The sequence below is a fragment of the Rhizobium leucaenae USDA 9039 genome, from assembly GCF_000426285.1.
In the GTDB taxonomy this organism is placed as follows: domain Bacteria; phylum Pseudomonadota; class Alphaproteobacteria; order Rhizobiales; family Rhizobiaceae; genus Rhizobium; species Rhizobium leucaenae.
In genome coordinates this window covers 1-18074 of the sequence record NZ_AUFB01000008.1, presented here as the reverse complement: position 1 = coordinate 18074, position 18074 = coordinate 1, and the positions used below count along the sequence as shown (strand labels likewise).

At 56.9% G+C, this 18074-nt stretch carries 11 protein-coding genes and 1 pseudogene; 7 read left to right on the top strand and 5 right to left on the bottom strand.

The annotated features are described in order from the left end of the window. From K290_RS0113900 to K290_RS0113890, 3 genes are all read right to left on the bottom strand, one after another. Complete coding sequence (locus K290_RS0113900; protein WP_028752493.1) at positions 1-912, bottom strand: ABC transporter permease; 912 nt, start codon at positions 910-912, stop codon at positions 1-3. A gap of 3 nt (positions 913-915) precedes the next feature. Continuing rightward, entirely contained in the window at positions 916-1893 is a 978-nt protein-coding gene (locus K290_RS0113895) for an ABC transporter permease (protein WP_028752492.1), read from the bottom strand. A gap of 103 nt (positions 1894-1996) precedes the next feature. Beyond that, positions 1997-3652, bottom strand: a complete 1656-nt coding sequence (locus tag K290_RS0113890) for an ABC transporter substrate-binding protein (RefSeq protein ID WP_028752491.1) — start codon at positions 3650-3652, stop codon at positions 1997-1999. 250 nt (positions 3653-3902) lie between these two features. Between K290_RS0113890 and K290_RS0113885 the strand changes: the two genes are divergently transcribed. Beyond that, positions 3903-7292 (top strand): hybrid sensor histidine kinase/response regulator, encoded by a 3390-nt coding sequence (locus K290_RS0113885; protein ID WP_037135420.1) that lies wholly within the window; start codon positions 3903-3905, stop codon positions 7290-7292. A gap of 81 nt (positions 7293-7373) precedes the next feature. Here K290_RS0113885 and K290_RS0113880 read toward each other — a convergent pair whose 3' ends face one another. Beyond that, a complete protein-coding gene (locus tag K290_RS0113880) occupies positions 7374-8411 on the bottom strand; it encodes a class I SAM-dependent methyltransferase (protein ID WP_028752489.1) in 1038 nt (345 codons plus the stop codon). 181 nt (positions 8412-8592) lie between these two features. Here K290_RS0113880 and K290_RS34230 point away from each other — a divergent pair, with 181 nt between their 5' ends. From K290_RS34230 to repC, 6 genes are all read left to right on the top strand, one after another. Next, the gene (locus K290_RS34230) at positions 8593-10596 is read left to right on the top strand and encodes a putative bifunctional diguanylate cyclase/phosphodiesterase (protein WP_425337594.1); all 2004 of its coding nucleotides are present in this window, start codon (positions 8593-8595) and stop codon (positions 10594-10596) included. A gap of 247 nt (positions 10597-10843) precedes the next feature. After that, positions 10844-12133 (top strand): TadE/TadG family type IV pilus assembly protein, encoded by a 1290-nt coding sequence (locus K290_RS0113870; RefSeq protein ID WP_028752488.1) that lies wholly within the window; start codon positions 10844-10846, stop codon positions 12131-12133. A 466-nt stretch (positions 12134-12599) separates the two neighbouring features. Next, positions 12600-12962 carry a DUF488 domain-containing protein gene (locus K290_RS0113860; protein ID WP_028752486.1) on the top strand — a complete coding sequence of 121 codons (363 nt, stop codon included), beginning with the start codon at positions 12600-12602 and terminating at the stop codon, positions 12960-12962. Between the two features lie 303 nt (positions 12963-13265). After that, positions 13266-14489, top strand: a complete 1224-nt coding sequence (gene repA / locus K290_RS0113855; RefSeq protein ID WP_037135418.1) for a plasmid partitioning protein RepA — start codon at positions 13266-13268, stop codon at positions 14487-14489. Next, positions 14486-15514 carry a plasmid partitioning protein RepB gene (gene repB / locus K290_RS0113850; RefSeq protein WP_028752484.1) on the top strand — a complete coding sequence of 343 codons (1029 nt, stop codon included), beginning with the start codon at positions 14486-14488 and terminating at the stop codon, positions 15512-15514. The genes repA and repB overlap by 4 nt, the downstream gene beginning before the upstream one ends. A 381-nt stretch (positions 15515-15895) precedes the next feature. Next, the gene (gene repC, locus K290_RS0113845; RefSeq protein ID WP_037135464.1) at positions 15896-17206 is read left to right on the top strand and encodes a plasmid replication protein RepC; all 1311 of its coding nucleotides are present in this window, start codon (positions 15896-15898) and stop codon (positions 17204-17206) included. 613 nt (positions 17207-17819) lie between these two features. Here the strand turns inward: repC and K290_RS0113835 are convergent. Beyond that, positions 17820-18074, bottom strand: a pseudogene (locus tag K290_RS0113835) (IS66 family transposase); the annotation flags it as partial.

The following is an 18074-nucleotide window of genomic DNA, read 5'->3' as shown; positions in this document are numbered from 1 at the left end:
TTAGGCCTCCTGTTGGACCACGGTCCGGGCGCGGTCGAGCTTGCGCTGTTTCCGGATGGCTGCGTGGACCGTCCCGAGCGTGCGCAATCGCGGGTTGGAAATCTCATCGACGGCGAAATTGATCATCGACAAGCCTATGCCGATAATGGCGATGGTGGTTGCCGGTGCGAACACTTCCCACCAGGCGCCGACGCTCATCGCCGATGAGGTCTGCGCATTGTAAAGCATGGCGCCCCAGGAAACGGCGAGCGGATCGCCCAGCCCCAGGAACTCCAGCGTCGCTTCGGTGATGATCGTGTAGATGACCGAGCCGATGAAGTTGAAGCCGATGATCGAGAGCAGGTTGGGCATCAGTTCGACGACGATCATCCGCCATTTGGGTTCGCCGATCAGTTCGGAGGCGAGGATGAAATCCCGTTGCCGGAGCGTCATGGTCTGCGCGCGCGTGACGCGTGCCCCCCAGGCCCAGGAGGTCAACCCGATAATGAGCGCGATGACCAGCGGGCTCGCCTCGCCGACGAAAGCGGCGATGACGAGCAGCAGCGGCAACTGCGGAATAACGAGGGCGATATTGGTGACGAAGTTGATCGCTTCGTCGATCACGCCGCCAAAATAGCCGGCGGTCACGCCGAGGATCACACCGATCACGGTGACGATCGAGCCTGCGAGAAGCCCGATAAACAGCGATGTGCGCGTGCCCCAAATCAACTGCGTGAAGACGTCACGGCCCATCCGGGTGGTGCCGAGGATATGGTCCAGTGACGGCGCCTCGTGCGGCCGGCCGACCCGCTTGATTGGATCGTGGCCGGTCAGCACGGGAGCAAGCAGCGCGACGGCGACATAGAGGATGAGGACGGCAAGGCCGATGAGCGCCTTGCGGTTACCGAGAATGGGAAGAAGCATCCTTTTCATGGGTCAAGCCTTCCGCAGTCTTGGGTCAAGCAGGACGTAGATGAGGTCGACGAGCAGATTGGCCGAGAGCATGGCAAGGGTCATGATCAGCAACTGACCCTGGATCAGCGGATAGTCGCGAGCGACGATGCCGAGATAAAGGAGATGTCCGAGACCGGGGTAATTGAACACCACCTCGGTCACCAGCGAGCCGCCCATCACAGCGCCAAGCGTAATGGCAAACGCCGTCACGCTGGGCAGCAGGGCGTTGCGCGCTGCGTAGTTGAACATCACACGGCGGTCGGAAAGGCCCTTGGCCTGACCCATGACGACATAATCCTCGCCAAGCTGGCCGATCATGTTGTTGCGCATGGTGACGAGATAGCCGCCAATGTGAACGAAGGCGAGCGACACGACGGGCATGACGGCGTGGTAAAGCGCGCTTGAGAGGAAGCTCGGCGTCAGCCCCGGATCAAGCTGGGGATCGAAGGCGAAGCTTGTTGGAAACCAGGCCAGGATCAGGCCGAAGACATAGAGCACGGTCAGAGCCACGACGACCGCGGGAATGGACTGGATCGCCAGTGCACCGGGAGACGCGATCGTATCGAGGATGCCGCCGCGACGCCAGGCCGCCGATACCCCAAGCAACGAACCCGATAGGAAGGCGAGAACGGAGGCAGTGCCAGCGAGCGTGATTGTCCAGGGCAGCGCGTGGCCGAGTACCTGGCCTACCGTCAGCGGATAGAATTTGATCGATGGTCCCAGATTCCACGTGAAGACGCTTTTTATGTAGTCGAAAAACTGCAGATAGAGCGGTCCCGAGGCAAAACCGAAGGTTTCGATCAGGGCGGTTTTGGCTTCGGGCGGCAGCGAGGAATTCATCTTGGCGAACATTACGTCCACCGGATTGCCCGGCATCAGCCGCGGGATGAAAAAATTGATCGTGGCCGCGGTGAAAAAGGCGGCGATATAAAAGAACAGTCTTCGCAGAATGAACATCATCGGCTTATCTCCGGCGGTGGGTGACCGTCGCCGTTCGGTTCAGGCTTTAAGCCTGAACCGAAGGAGCGGGTCCGGGAGATGGATCGAACCGGACGCGCCGGAGCTATTGTGCGACCGGACGCAGCGCCAGAAGATGCAGGAGACGCTCCGGCACGCCGTCGTAGACAACCGGGCGAGCAACCGGATTGTCCGCGCTGAACCAGCCGGTGAACCGCTTGGTATTGTATTCGTACCAGAGCGGATTGTTGTAGACCGCGACGAAGGGCAGGTTCGCGCCGATGAACTCCTCGATCTTGTTCATGGTTTGAAGCTGCTGCCCATGATCATTGGTTGTGTAGAAGGAGTTCAAAAGCGCGTCGAGCTCAGGGTTGCTGTAGTGGGCCGATGCATAGCGCGTCTTGCCTTTGTTGCGCGAATTGAGTGCTTCGTCATACATGAAATGAGGTGTGACGCCGGTGCGGAACGAATTGATCGCCACATCGTATTTGCCGGTGGTCAGCGCATCGGTCCAGCCGGGAACATCCGGCGTTGAAACCTTTGCCTGGATACCGATCTGGGTCAATCCTTCGATCGCGAGCTGGCAGGTGTTGACCCAATCCGTCCAGCCATTCGGCACGATAATGTCGAAGCTGATCTTGCTGCCGTCTGGATTTTCCACGAAACCGTCGCCATCGATATCCTTGAAGCCGGCCTTGGCGAGCTCGGCCTTGGCGCTCTCGACATTGTATTTCGAATAGGCGCCATATTCCTCATCCACTTTCGGATTGTTCCATGAGTGGAAGGCGCGACCGAGGCCCGACGGATATTCGTTGAGCGTCGGATAGCCATAGCCTGCAATATCGACCATTGCCTGACGATCCATCGCCATGGAGAAGGCGCGGCGGAAGGCGAGATTGTTGAAGGCCTCATGATTGCCGGCATTCGCCGTTTCAAAATTCATAGTAAAGGCAACCATCGAACCGGCCGGGAACCAATAGCCATGGTTTTTAGGATCGGTACCGACATAGGTCTTTTCGATGTCTGGAAGAAAAGAACCGAACCAGTCGAGTTCGCCCTTGGCGGCAAGCGCGATCGTCTGATCATTGCCGGCGACCTGCGGGAAACGCATACAATCGACCTTCAGCGTCGCGTTGTCCCAATAATTGGGGTTCCGGCACTGGATATATTCCTGCGGCGTGAAGCGGCGGATTTCGGTGAGCGGGCCGCTGCCGACCGGGTTGGGGTTGGTGAAGGTGACGGGATCTTTAACCGAGGCCCAGATATGTTCCGGGACGATGTAGACCTGCACGATCTTGAAGATCAGGCCGCTGTCGGCATTCTTATAGTTGATCTTGACCGTATGATCGTCAACTGCCTCGATGCCATCGATCTGATCCCAAATCGCTTGCAGGTCGAGCGCCTTGTGCTCTTTGATCAGGTTGAAGGTGAAGACCACGTCCTTCGCGGTAAACGGCTTTCCGTCAGACCATTTCGCGTCCCTGAGCTTGAAGGTGACGCTTTTCAGATCGCCCGAATAGGCAAAGGATTCCGCCAGCCGATAGTTCGGCTCGCCATCCTTGAGCGCGTTGAAGATGATCAGCGGCTCGTACATGAAATCTTCTACCGACGGCACGCGGGTCGTCGTGTTGAAGGGATTGAAATTCTCGACCCATGCGGTCGATTCGTCCGGCAACGCGGTCAACATCACCTCTGCGCGCGCCGACGCCGGCGCCATGACACTGGCAATGAGCGCGGCCTTCAAAATAGTCCTGATGTTCATTTCCGTTCCCCATCTCTCAGGGCGCAGGTTCTTGCCCGGCCCGGTTTGCGCCGTCATATCAGCGCGGGACAAGCGGCAAAGTCATCCGACAATTCCGGGAAGAGTTGCGGCAAAATCGTCAAAACCGGAAATTCCGATCATATCGAAAAAACCGACTCCCCTTTTTCCGCAATTGTATAGATTGGCCGGAATTATCCGCCAGGGGAAAGCGGGAGGAGGGCATACCAGACATGATGCGGGAATACTGCCGATGCTGAGAGCGCTGTCGCCATCCGGATTTCGGGGCCGTCTTCTGCTCATCCTCCTGGCGATCAGCCTGCTGCCATTGCTGGCCACCGCTTCCGCCTTCTTCTACATCCTCAATCGCAGCGTCACGGTGGAGACTTTTGCCAAGCTCGCCTTCGTTCGAGACGCCAAGCGCAGCGAAATCGAACAATATCTGACCTTTGCCACAAGGCAGGCTGAAAGCCTCAGCCAGTCGAATGCCGTGCGCTATTCGATCGGTGACTTTTATGGTTTTGCCTATGCGTTTCGCCAGATCGATCCTTCGCCCGAGCGGGCAACCGCCATCCTGCGCCAGATGTTCGGGATCGACAGCGATGGTGGCGGCGCGGCGCTGCCGAAGGACAATGACGCCATGCTGCGTTCGGCGCTCGAATATGCCAACGCTCATCAGCAGTTCCACGATGATTTCGTCAGCTTCGTCACGACCTCCGAATTCGAGAATCTGTACCTCATCACCCCGGAACAGCGTGTCGTCTATTCGGTCGAGAAGGACCGCTATCTTGGTACGGACCTGAAGACGCTGGTGGCTCCGACGCCCCTCTCCCGCCTTGCGCGCGCCATGGCCGAAGCGCCACGGGAGCGGACCATGTTGGTGGGCGATTTCACCACCGATCCGGTCACCGGCAAATTCGGCGCCTACGTCGCCGTTCGCGTTGCCTTCTACAACAAAGTGCGCGGCATGGTCATCTTCCGCATGGGCACCAAGGGGCTCAACCGGATCGTTCAGTCGCAGCAGGGGGAAACCAGCAGTCTCTATCTCCTCAATTCCGATGGTTTCTACATCTCTGCGCCGGCGGGTCATCAGCCGGGTGCGCGTAGCAATCCCGCGGCGATCGGTGACAGCACGCCCTCCGGCACGGCGCTCGTTGAGGACGGGCTTGGCGATGTTCCGGCGCTTGCGGCAAATGTCCAATTGCATTTTGGCGGCGTTCCCTGGAGCTTGGTTGCCGAAGTGCCGGAATCTGTCGCCTTCGCCAACAGCAATTCCCTCCGGCAGATCGTCATCACGCTGGCCCTGGTTCTGCTGCCTGTGCTCGTCACCCTGGTCTTTTATCTCTCCGGCACGATGACCCGGCCCGTGCAGCGCCTGACCGATGCGGCAGGCGCGATTGCCGACGGCGATCTCGATCATGCCATGCCGACGATCAAGAACCCATCCGAACTCGGCCGGCTGACGGCGAGTTTCACGCGCATGCGCGATGCCGTGCGCGAACAGCTCAACCTTATCAATCAGAAGAACGCCGAACTGGAAACGCATGTCGGCCTGATCGAGGAGAAAAACAAGGCGCTCGAAGAGGCGGACCGGATGAAGGATGCCTTTGTCGCCAACACCTCGCATGAATTGCGCACGCCCCTCAACGGCATCATCGGCATTTCCGAAACCCTGGTGGCAGGTGTTGCCGGCGACTTGACGGCAACCCAGCGCAACCAGCTTCAACTCATCAGCTTCAGTGCGCGACGTCTTTCGCGCCTGGTGGATGATCTCCTCGATCTCTATCGTATCCGCCAGGGCCGCATGCGGCTCGACATCCACCCCGTACATATCGCGACCAGCGTCAGCAACGTGCTGAAAATGTGCGAGCCGCTGCTGCGCGGCGAGCCGGTGGCCCTCGAGGTCGATATCCCCGAAGACATTCCCTTCGTCATGGCGGACCCCGTGCGTTTCGAGCAGATCCTCTACAATCTCCTTGGAAACGCCATCAAATATGCCGGCCAGAGCACAATCCGCGTCGTGGCCATACCGGCCGGCAAGAATGTGGCGATCAGCGTCGAGGACACGGGCGTCGGCATTGCCAGCGACAGCCTGGAGCGCATCTTCCAGCCGCTGGAGCAGGCGGGTTTCGGGGATGGCACGCGAGGACCGGCCGGCACCGGTCTGGGGCTGACGATCGCCCGTCAGCTCGCCACTTTCCTGAATGGTAAGCTCACCGCCCATTCCATGCTTGGCGAAGGGTCGCGCTTCACGCTGGTGCTGCCAGCCGCCACGGTCGAGCCGTCCCATATCGATTATTTCGGGGAGGAACTCGATCAGAAGCGCCTGCACGAGACGGTCGACATGATCGCGCGCAGCCAGATCGCCGCCGATGCGCCGCTGGCTCCCGGTGCGCCGCTGATCCTTGTGGTCGACGACGAGCCGATCAACATCCAGGTGCTGCGCAATGTCCTCCAGCCGGTCGGCTATGTCGTGCGCGCGGCGGAAAGCGGTGCGGATGCGCTGGCCTTCATCAATCGCATGAAGCCCGACCTCGTCGTGCTCGATGTGATGATGCCCGGCATGAGCGGGCTGGAAGTCGCCAAGGCTATCCGCGAGCGCTACGACTTGCTCGATGTACCCATCATCATGGTAACGGCGCGCAGCCGCACGCGCGACGTGATCGCCGGCTTCGAACATGGCGCGAATGATTATGTCGTCAAACCCTTCGTCAAGGACGAGCTGCTGGCTAGGGTGGCAACGCTGCTGGAGGCCGCACGCGCACGCAGCCAGATCCGTGAAAACAGCTCGCTTAGGGCCGAGATCGAGCGACGGGTTGAAGTCGAGGACGCGCTTCGGCTGTCGCAACAGCGTATGGCCAGACTTCTCGAGATTTTCGAGGTGGCAATTCTCTGTACCGATCACCAGCACCGGATCATCTACGCAAACGAGGCTGCCCTCGGCATGTTTAACGTGCCGATCATCGCAAACGAAACAGCGCTTTCGTCGCTGACGGGTACCGAACTCGCGGAATCCATGTATCAAGCCGTGAAACGGGAGGGCGAATTTTTCCAGCCGAGCATTCGCCTCGGCGCCGATGCATTCGCTCTCAGCGCCTTCGAGTTCGATATCGGAACCGGCGGAGGACTTGCGCTCGTCGTCCAACCGATTTCGGCGAGCGATCTGCCCCGCAGAGATCGAGTGGTTCACCATCTTTTGGGAGCAATCGACAGCGCAGGCGCCAACTTGACCGTTTTGACGCCTGAGCCTGAGCGCCCGGATACAGCGCCCATCGAGCCGCTTGCCGAACCCAAGCAGCAACGCGCCTTTCGTTTAACCATCATCGATGTGATGAAACAGAGTGTCGAACTCTGGAAACGGATGACCGGCAAAGGCAAGATCGATTTCGCCGAGCGCAGCGGAATCTGGCGCGTGAACTTGGACCGCTCTTCGCTGCAGGCCCGCACGCTCGAAAAATATCTGTTGCTCGAAACCTTGCCCCTTCAGCCCCGATGGCGCGACGTCATACGCTCGGGGGAATTCGCATTGGCCCACGCCATGAAAACCAGCCTGGATGCAGACCTCAGCGATCTTGCCGAGACATTACGCCGGGATCTCGAGGAGTTACGGGCTATGGTTCGCGATGGCCGCAATTCGAATTGAGCAGGCACACTGCACCGCCTTGCCTGGCTTGGACAAAGGCGGTGCTGCTCGAAGTGGCGAAAGACGGGAACGACGATCGAGTCACTCCGCCTTTGTAATTTCGCAATAAAGAATGTTGCGGTTCTTTCCAAACCAAACGGATACTTTTGTCTCCGCATTAACGGCACCTGCTTCGGCAATCATTTGCATGTCGTTTTCCGAACGCAGGAGGAGAGGCCAATTCATGAACGCTTCCATGTAGCCGTCGACTTCGATTTCCTGCGAGAAATTCGCAAACAGGAAGGAACCGCCGGGCTTCAGCATTGCAACGCATTTGCGCGTCAATCTGGCAGCAACCGGGAAGGTGAGATAATCGTAGAGGCCTGCAGCGTAGATATAATCGAAATGCCCGAGGGCATGCTTGTTGGAAAGCAAGCTCTTCACCGTACCGTCCACGGCTTCGACGCATGTTCCGGCAAAGTCGCGCGCGACCGTGCCCACACTCAGCGGGTCCTGATCAAGCGCAATCCAGCGTCTGATTTTTCCTTCCCGAAGCGCCGTTGACAATGCGGCTTCGCGAAGATGGCCGGATGCCACCGCCAGGACTTCCGTCGAGCCGGGTCGATCCTTGGCGTATTCGTCCACCCGTCGTGCAAGGATATCGCGGCGCTCTCTTACGGCGACCGACGAGGAAGCGGCCTTGGTGTAGTCATAGATGCTTCTGCCCAGCTCGGTGGAGGCGGCGATTTCTTCCTCCACTTGTGCATGGCCGTAGATGAAATCGAGCAGATGCGCGTCACCCGCATAGCCGCGCGGCTTATCGAATGACCATCGCGTGAATGGATCCTGAAGCAAAAAACGAGCGACAGGATGGTTCTGCGTCAGGAGGACGATTTCATTCCAAACGTTGACGTGAAATCGACGGCGGATCTGATGCAAGGCCTGCGATAGTCGGCTCACGATGACTTGGGGATCCACTTCGGATCGAAACTGTTGAAGCGATAGATCGAGCGTGAGAGCAAGCTCCGCCTTCGCCGTTATCATCTGATCTGAGGGTGGAAGGTCGTCTAGCTCAATGGGGCGAAAAGCTTGACCGGGTGCAATGAGACTTTCGCCGTCGAACTTAAAACCTTGTGCCATAAATGAACTCCGTCCACACAATGTTAAGCATAAATATGTGGACGACAGAACGCGATTGGATTTTGCACGTCAAGAGGGTATTTCTAGCAGTACGAGCTAAATTTCGTGAGCAACACAGACGGAACTTTGGAAAGCGGTGAACTCAGGTTTATCGGCAGCAATGCTCGGGAGGCATCGCCGCATGTTCTATGAGCAAGTATCTTCAGAGCAGATCGCATCCGGAGTTCCCGCAAACGCCGCGCTTCTGGACGTAGACAGCGCTGTGCCAACGAAAGAACTTCATAACTCCACTCTGGAGATGAGGGCAGCATATGCAGCGGAAAATGACGCCGCCCGCCGGGAATGCACGCATAAGGGATTGTGGATGGCGGTGGCCGTTTATCTCGCCTTTGCCGCCCCTGACACCTGGCTCATCCCCGATGTCGCGCCGCTCACAATCGTCATGCGGTTTGCCGTCGCTGCCACTGTGCTTGTCGCCTTTGAGATTTTAAGGTTGGCGAAAGCGAAGACCGTTTGGCTGGACTGCACGTGCGCCTTGGCGCTGGTCTCCGGTTATGTCGGCTGGCTCTGCCCTGCGATCGCCACAAAATACGCGATGAGCATGTCGTACTACATGATCTTCGGCGCGATTTTCATGATGGGCGCGAATCTGTTCTTCAGCTTCTCGTTTCGCCTGTCTGTCGTGACGTCCGGCACCGTGTTGATGGTGTTTTTTGTGGCGCTATACGCTTCGTTTCCATCGACGCCGGCCTACCAACTCGCCTTCGGACTGTTTTACGTCTCGTGCTTCATATTCACATCCTTCGTGAACTGGCGTTTGAATGTCGAGCGTTACAACGTTTTCCTGAATGCAGTGGAAGCGCGCCAGCAGCATTGTGAGGCGGCGGAGCGCGGAAAAGCGTTGTTGCGTCTTTCGCACACTGATTACCTCACAGGCATCGAGAATAGGCGCGCGATTGATCGGAGGCTGAACGAGTGCTGGAGCGCGTGGAAAAATGAAGGCCGCGAATTTTCCGTCATTCTGATCGACGTCGACTTCTTCAAGCGCTTCAACGATCGGTATGGCCATCAGGAAGGCGACCGATGTCTGACCGTTATCGCCATGACGCTTCAGAAACTGGTCGAGCGCCATGGGGGCGTCATCGGCCGTTACGGCGGCGAGGAGTTCATCGTTGTCATGCCTTTGCGAGCGCAGGATGACGCAACCTATATGGCGGGGAAGATTCGGCACCAGGTCGAGGCGCTCGCCATCCAGCATGAAGAGCGGCCGGACGACACCCAGTTCGTAACTGTGAGCGTCGGTGTTGCCTTTATCAGCGAGCGATCGGGAGCAAAGGTGGAATGGCTTGTGCGTGAGGCCGACCTTGCGCTCTATAGCGCAAAAGCCTCTGGCCGCAACTGCGTGCGAATATTTGACCCGACGCTGCGGCGTCCCAACGAGGATGCCGGAAAATTGGTACCGCTGCTGGCGGCAGCTATCGAACGGAGACTGGTGTCGCTGGTCTATCAACCGATATTCGATCTCAGGGACGGCCAGATGAAGGCTGTCGAGGCTTTGATGCGACTTCGTCTGCCCGACGGAAGCTTCGTGCCGCCTGGCGTCTTTATTCCAATCGCCGAACGAACCGGATCTATTATCGAATTGGGTCGCTGGGCGATCAAGACGGCCTGTCAGGACATCCTGGCATCCGACCGCATGACCACGGTGAGCGTGAATGTCTCTCCGGTACAGCTAAGATCCCCGGGTTTCGCAACCAGCGTTGCAGCCATCCTGCGAGAAACTGGAGTATCCGGGTCCCGGCTTGCGCTGGAAGTCACAGAGGGCCTGGATATGGAGATGCAACCCGAGGTGCTGCAGTGTGTCGCCGATCTCCAGGCGCTCGGCGTCGAGATTTGGTTGGATGACTTCGGCTCCGGCTACGCCGGATTGTCGTGGCTCCGGGCGATCGAGTTCGATACCGTCAAGGTGGACCGGACCTTCCTGCATGATTGTTCCGATCAGCGCGGGCTCACCATGCTGCAGGACATGGTCGCCCTTATCCGTAACCGGGGAAATACCATTCTGGTAGAAGGTGTGGAGACCGAGGCTCAGATGTCTGTGCTCCAGAACCTCAGTATCGACCGAGTTCAAGGATTTCACCTGGGCAGACCGGTGACCGCCGACTTATTGGAAGCACACGCATAGCTCCCTCACGGACATGGATCATCGAGCCAGTCTGGCCGTCCGGCGCTTCATAGGCGCCGGACCATTGGCGGACGGTACCGAATAGCGCAATGAGGCATCTATCGGACTTGCCGAAGGATGTTCACGCTTTCTTAGTCACGCGCTTTAAATACGGATTTATAATTTAGCGATATACAGATTTTAAAACTGCCATGACGGCGGGTCGAGCGCGAATGAACTGCGTCATCTAGCCCTGGCAGTCAATTAGATGTTTCAGACACTTATTCGGTTCCTACGGAGCAAATCCGGCAATTTCGGCACGATCACCGCGCTCCTGGCCGTGCCTTTGATCGGCGCGGCGGGTTTGGCGGTCGATGTCGCGAACGCACTCAGCTTACGCAATCAACTCTATGAAGCTGCCGATGCGGCAGCGCTTGGAGCGATCTCGGAATCCTCCAGCGGCGTAGCGGCGGCCATGGCCATGTCGGGGGATGGCGTGGTGACAATCGGGCAGGACGAGGCGCGGAAACTCTTCTTCGGTCAACTTGCGAGCGACTGGAAGGATGTTCCCGTCAATGTCGACATCTCAGTGACGAAGACAGCCAATATCGTAACGTCAAACATCACTTTCCACGCAACGGTTCCGACATCGTTTCTGCAGGTCCTGGGCGACACGTCAATTCCGATCGCCGGATCGGCCACAGCGCAATACCAGACCGCCACCTTCATCGATTTCTACATGCTGCTCGACAACACGCCGTCCATGGGCGTGGGCGCGACACCGACCGACGTCGCGAAGATGCAGGAGAATACCAGCGACAAGTGCGCCTTCGCCTGCCACAACATGGATACGACGAACAACTATTACAATCTGGCGAAGAAACTTGGGGTGAGCATGCGCATCGACGTCGTGCGCCAGGCGACGCAGAAGCTGACGGAGACGGCGACCACCAGCCGTTCCACGCCCGATCAATACAGGATGGCAGTCTACACCTTCGGCACGCAGGCGGAGAAGGCGCAGCTAACGACAGTCTCCGGCCTGTCATCCGACATGGCGCAGGTCAAAAGCTATACCGACAATGTCGATCTCATGACCATTCCCTATCAAGGCTACAACAACGATCAGACGACGAGTTTCGACAACGCGCTCACCCAGATGAAGACTAACATGGGTACCGGCGGTGGCGGCACCAGCAGCGCCGATCGCGAAAAGGTTCTCTTCTTCGTGACGGATGGGGTTGGTGACAGCCAAAAGCCATACACTTGCACGAAGCCTTTGACCGGCAATCGCTGTCAGGAACCGATCGACACGTCCTTCTGTCAGCCGCTGAAGGATCAGAACGTCAAGATTGCCATTCTCTACACGACCTACCTGCCGCTGCCGGCAAACAACTGGTACAATACCTGGATCGCCCCGTTTCAATCGCAAATCCCGACACGCCTGCAGAGCTGCGCTTCGCCGGGCCTCTATTTCGAGGTCAATCCGACGCAGGGCATCACCGATGCCATGAACGCCCTCTTCCTCAAGATCATCAGAAGCCCTCGCCTGACAAGCTGAGATTTCATTCGATTTTTGTCAGCGATCGCGCAGGCACACAACTTAGCGAGAACGCTGCCGCTCAAAGACCTGGACCTTGCAGTCGGCGTCAAGGAACCAGGCTAATTCGACGAAGCCTTCAATACCCTGTGCGTACTTGAATCCATCGCCTGGCCAGTGTCCTTTGCGTCCTTGGCCATTCCCTTCACCGTGTTTGCACAGGACGATAACGTCAACAATGCCAGCATTGCAGCGGCGAGTGAGACTTTGATCATGGATAAATCTCCCCTTGGGATAGTATGGATTCAATTTATCCGCGCATCTCTTCTTTTCAAGGACGTAGATCCGAAACATTGCAGAAGAGGGATCAATTCTCGGCAGGCATTGCCGAAGGAGGGCAGCCGCTGATATTCAATGGCGATTGCCGCGACAATGGGCTCAGGCTATTTAGTTGACCAAATGTCTTGAAACAGCGGGGGCTCTCTGGATGGCTCATTCGCTTTTGAAATTGAAACGGGTGTATGACAAACCCTCGCACGAAGACGGTCGGAGGGTGCTTGTCGACCGGTTATGGCCGCGCGGCCTTTCTAAGAAAGATGCGAAACTGACCGACTGGATCAAGGATGTCGCCCCTTCGCCGCAACTCAGGACATGGTTTGGTCACAAGCCGGAACGGTTCGCGGACTTTCGCGCAAAATATCGGCAAGAACTGGCGTCGAATTCAGCGGTGCAGGTACTGCTCGATTTCGACGACGGGCCTGTGACGCTGGTGTATGGCGCGAAGGACCCAGTTCACAACCATGCGGTCGTTCTTCTGGAATTTCTGAACAGCTTGCAGAATCGAAGCTGATAATCGGCGGTCGGTGCAGGAAGCGAGTCGCGACTCATCATAGTGTCGGAGGCTCGAAGCCTAACTCGGCTGCTCGAAATGCAACCATTTCCATCTACCCAAAAGCTCTGGCCCGGATGGTGGTTTGAAGGGACAGCATCAGCTAAGTAACGGAGAAGACAAGGAAAATCGCCTCTTGTTTCTTAGCCGGAAAATGGCGTTAAGATTGCGCTAACCTTATTTTGCTGGACGTAAACGCAGAATCATGGCCTTTGTTAGCGGGTGGTGGCCGATAGAACGAGTGTAGGCCGCCAAGAGGGACAAATGACGCTAGCAGAACAAATCGAGCAGGAGAATGCTTTTTCCGAGGATGCTGCGACAAAGATCGTCCGGCATGCCGGCATGCTTTCGAACCAGCTCCAGGCTCTGCGGACCCGCATGTATCCGCCGAAGGCGCAAAAGAGCCTGCGATATTTCATGACGAATGAGGTCTCCAAGTTGACCTCGATTCCCGACTCCACCCTGAAGCTATTGTCCAATGAGGGCCGCGGACCAGTTCCCAGCCGGCTTGAAAACAATCATCGCGCCTATACGCTGCAGCAGATCAATCAGTTGCGCACCATGTTTGCCGAGCAGAAGCCCTCGGATGCGCTGCGGTTCCTTCCTTACCGGCAAGGCAATGAGCATCTTCAGGTGCTCGCTATCGCGAACTTCAAGGGCGGTAGCGCCAAGACGACGACCAGCGTCCACCTTGCACAATATCTTGCACTCCACGGCTATCGTGTTCTTGCGATCGATCTCGATCCGCAGGCCTCGCTTTCGGCGATGTTCGGTTTCCAGCCCGAGATCGACGTACAAGCCAACGAGACCATTTATGCTGCTCTGCGTTATGACGACGAACGCCGGCCGATGAAAGAGATCATCCATCGGACCTACTTCGATGGCATCGATCTCATTCCGAGCAATCTCGAGGTTATGGAATACGAGCACGAGACGCCTCGCATTTTGGCGCAGCGACAGGGCAGCCGCGAAGGCATGTTCTTCGAGCGACTGAAACTTGCATTGGACGAGGTCAAAGATCGCTACGATGTGGTGATCCTGGACACGCCCCCTTCCCTCGGTTTTCTGACGCTTGGCGCCATTCACGCCTCGACGGGGATGATTGTAACCGTACACCCTGCCATGCTGGACGTATCGTCGATGAGCCAGTTCCTGTTGATGATGGGAGACCTCATTCAAGTCTTGGGTGAGAGCGGTGCCGTGTTGAAGCAGGATTTCTTCCGCTATCTCATCACCCGCCACGATCCGAACGACCAGCCACAGTCGCAGGTGGTAGCCATGCTTCGTCACCTTTTCGGCGACGATGTCATATTGCCGACGGCGATCGAAAGCACCGCGGTCGAGGCCGCAGGCCTTGCTAAGCGAAGCTTGTACGAATTGGAAATGGGCCAGGTCGGCCGCGATACGCATCGCCGTGCCCGCGATGCGATGGATGCGGTAAACGATGCAATTCTGGCTTTGATCAAAAGCAGTTGGGGGCGTCGATGACGAAGTCCCCAAAGAGATCGTCGCTTGCCGCAAGCTTCGGACTGCTCGCGGCCGATATCAATGCGGATACGCAGAAGAGTGCCGAGCAACAGGCGCCCCCTTCGGCGTCTGCGCGCGTGGGTGCCGGCGTCATTGGCGCCACGCATAAGGCCATCAGTGATATCAGGGATGAGCGCGACCGGCTTCTTGCCATGCTCGAGGCGGGCTCGGGCGGCTCGACCGAAATCGAGACGAGCTTGATCGATCCGTCGCCCTTTCCTGACCGCCTTCCCGACGACAATGATGGCTCGTTTGCTGAATTCAAGAAGAGCATCGAGGAAGATGGGCAGAAGATTCCGATCCAGGTTCGTGTTCATCCGACGCTGACGGGCCGATATCAGGTGATCTACGGGCATCGTCGCTTGCGTGCTGCCCGTGAGCTTCAGCGCCCCGTCAAGGCGTTGATTTTGGAAATGTCCGATCGAGACCTTGTCGTCGTCCAAGGTATAGAGAATGCTGCACGGCAGGATTTGAGCTGGATCGAACGCGCGCTTTTTGCTTGGCGCATGGACGAAGCCGGCATCCGTCCGAGAGACATTTACGCAGCACTTGGGATCGACGACGCAGAGTTGGCGCGTATGCGATCCGTCTATCGGATCGTCCCTCTCGACGTGATCGAAGCCATTGGGAGGGCGCCAAAAATTGGACGCCCGCGATGGGTCGAATTCGGCGCTTCGCTAAAAGCGAAACCCGAAGCACTTAGGGCGGTCAGAGAAACCCTGTCAGATGACAGGGTTTTGCGCTTGATGTCGAATGAGCGATACAGTCAGGCCATGGGGGTGCTGAAAGCCCCTTCGGCTCGCCAGCCTGGTCGTGATCTTCGTGACGGACGTGGCAAATCCCTGGCAAGACTTCAGATTTCGAAAAAGGAATTGAAGCTTGTGCCGGAGACGGAACGCGGATTTCGGTTCGCAGCTTTCCTCGAAGGCGAAATGCCGGCGCTGATCGCGAAGTTCGACGCTGCTGACAAACAGGATGAATCATAAACCCTGTCAACTGACAGGGTCTTATCGCCGCGCCCGCGCGGATTTGGACTAAACTTATCGACGGAAGAAGCCTCACGGCGAACCATTCGAGAGCCTTTGTATTCTTGTAGCGAAGATATCATTGCTCTTTTGCCGCGACCTTCGATCTGTTGGTATCCGCTGATCAGCGGAACAACTCGGACAAAAGCCGAGAAACCATGATTGAAACGAAGAGAGAAAGGTAAGCGACGGCAAAAAGAAAAGGCCCCCAAACGGCGAACCATTCGAGAGCCTTTGCATTCTTGTAGCGAAGATATCAATAGCTCCCCCCGAATCAGTTGTCAATGCATCGAAGTCGTTTCGGTGGCCGTATTCGCTTTGCCTGCGATCAAAGGCGAAGATATGCACAATTCGAACTTCATAACGACGCCTTTTGGGCGGCGGTCGATGACGCTTGGCATGTTGTCAAATCAATATGAAGCCAAGAATATCGAAACTGGGAAATCTGTTGATAAATGGAGACTGTTTCGCGCCCTCTGCGAAGCCAGAAGCATTTACGGAATCTCCGACCGCGCCCTTGCCGTATTGAACGCACTGCTGAGCTTTTATCCGGAAAATATTCTGTCGGAAGAAAACGGCTTGGTGGTTTTTCCTTCCAATGCACAGTTGTCGTTGCGGGCGCATGGCATTGCTCCGGCGACGCTGAGGCGCCATCTCGCTGCTTTGGTAGCAGCCGGTCTGCTGATCCGGAAAGACAGTCCGAACGGCAAACGCTACGCCCGACGCGATCGGAAGGGCAAAATCGACGAGGCCTTTGGCTTCAGCGTCGCGTCTCTCATCGCACGCGCCGACGAAATCTTTGCTCATGCGGCAGTCATCGCCGCAGATCGCCAACGCTTGCGTATCACCAAGGAACGTCTGTCGATTTGCCGCCGCGACATCACAAAGCTGATCGAGATCGCCCTCCAGGAACAAGCGCCGGGCGACTGGGTGATGATCCAAACGACCTTCCAGTCGATCGTTGAAACCATGCCGCGCGCGCCGCAAATTCGCAATTTGATCGGAGTTCTCGATGAGCTGGAGATGCTGCGCAGCGAAATCCTTATCCGGTTGGAAAAGCAGCTAGAAACACAAAAACAAAGCGCCACAGAATCCCAAACTGAGCGCCATATACAGAATACAGATCTTAAAAACATTTTTGAATCTGAACCAGCCTCCAGCCTCCAGCTCGTTCAGGACCCGAAGCCGAACGAAACTCTCACTGGATGCGGCAACCAAGAAGCTTCGCAATCACTCTCGAGATCTACAGACAACAAACATCGTGTGATCATTTCGCAAAAACCCACAAATCCCTCTGCCCAGTCGCTAAAGTCTTTCCCACTCGACCTTGTGATCCAGGCTTGCCCGGAAGTCACCTCCTACGGCTACGGCGGAAGGATCGAGAGCTGGCGAGATCTCATGACCGCTGCAACCGTCATCCGTACCATGTTGAACATCAGTCCGTCCGCTTACCAGGATGCGTGCGATGTGATGGGACCTCAAAATGCAGCAACTGTCATCGCCTGCATGTTGGAGAGGGCGCAGCACATCAATTCGGCAGGCGGTTATCTGCGCAATCTGACGCGAAGAGCGCAACGCGGTGAGTTCGCTATTGGTCCAATGTTAATGGCTTTGGCACGCTCGCAAAGGTCGCCCGTGCGGGATGCCGCATGAAAACATCGTCCCGCACGCTCCAGCGAAAATTTGGCTCGACACGATCTCCCGCGACAATCTCGGACTTATGTGCTTCCTCAAAATCCTTAGCGAGAGCGTGGATATGGCCGAGCATAGCCAGGCATCAGAGCTTATTCTGCAACGAGGCCAACCGGCTTAGGCACCGATGAGAAGGGGCATTTATTTGAACCACTGCGCGCTCTCGAAGCACAGCGGATATTCGGCTTCTGACGATCATCGTTTATCTGGTTCCAGGCGATGCCGCGCCAAAAGATCCATTATGTCACCTATTTCACTTTGCGTTCGATCGTTATTATAGTAACCTCATTCTTATCAAATCGATCTCAGTTCGGCGCTTTGCGCGTCTGCGGATCGCCTTTTTCCCGGACGCTCCACCGATCGAGATTAGCCCCTAAAAAAGGGAATGTTGAGTGACGGAAATAAAGGCCAAAATTACTTCCGTTTGACAGCTTAGCTCAAATTTAACAATCATTTAGCCTTGATTAAGCTTGGTCAGTGTCGCGACGATTTAGGGTAAGTGGGGCAGATTCGGTGGCGGTGCTGGTTCGTTGGGCAACGGTGGTGCTGCAACCGGACTGAAGTGACCCCGTGTTCACGCCCTAGCGAGAATGATTGCCGGCAGGGGCGGAACCGGTTGGCCGACGTTGCCGATGCCAAGCCGGTCACCGAGATAGTGGTAAAAGGATAGCCCGAGCTTTTGGCAGGTCTTCATCAGACCGAGCATGGTATCGCGTGCAACACGACCATCGCGGCTCATCGTGCCGCCGGAGATCTTCCGCTTCGTCACAAAGCTCCGCAAAGCATTTTCGGATGCATTGGTGTGTAGCGGAATCTCGGGATGATCGAG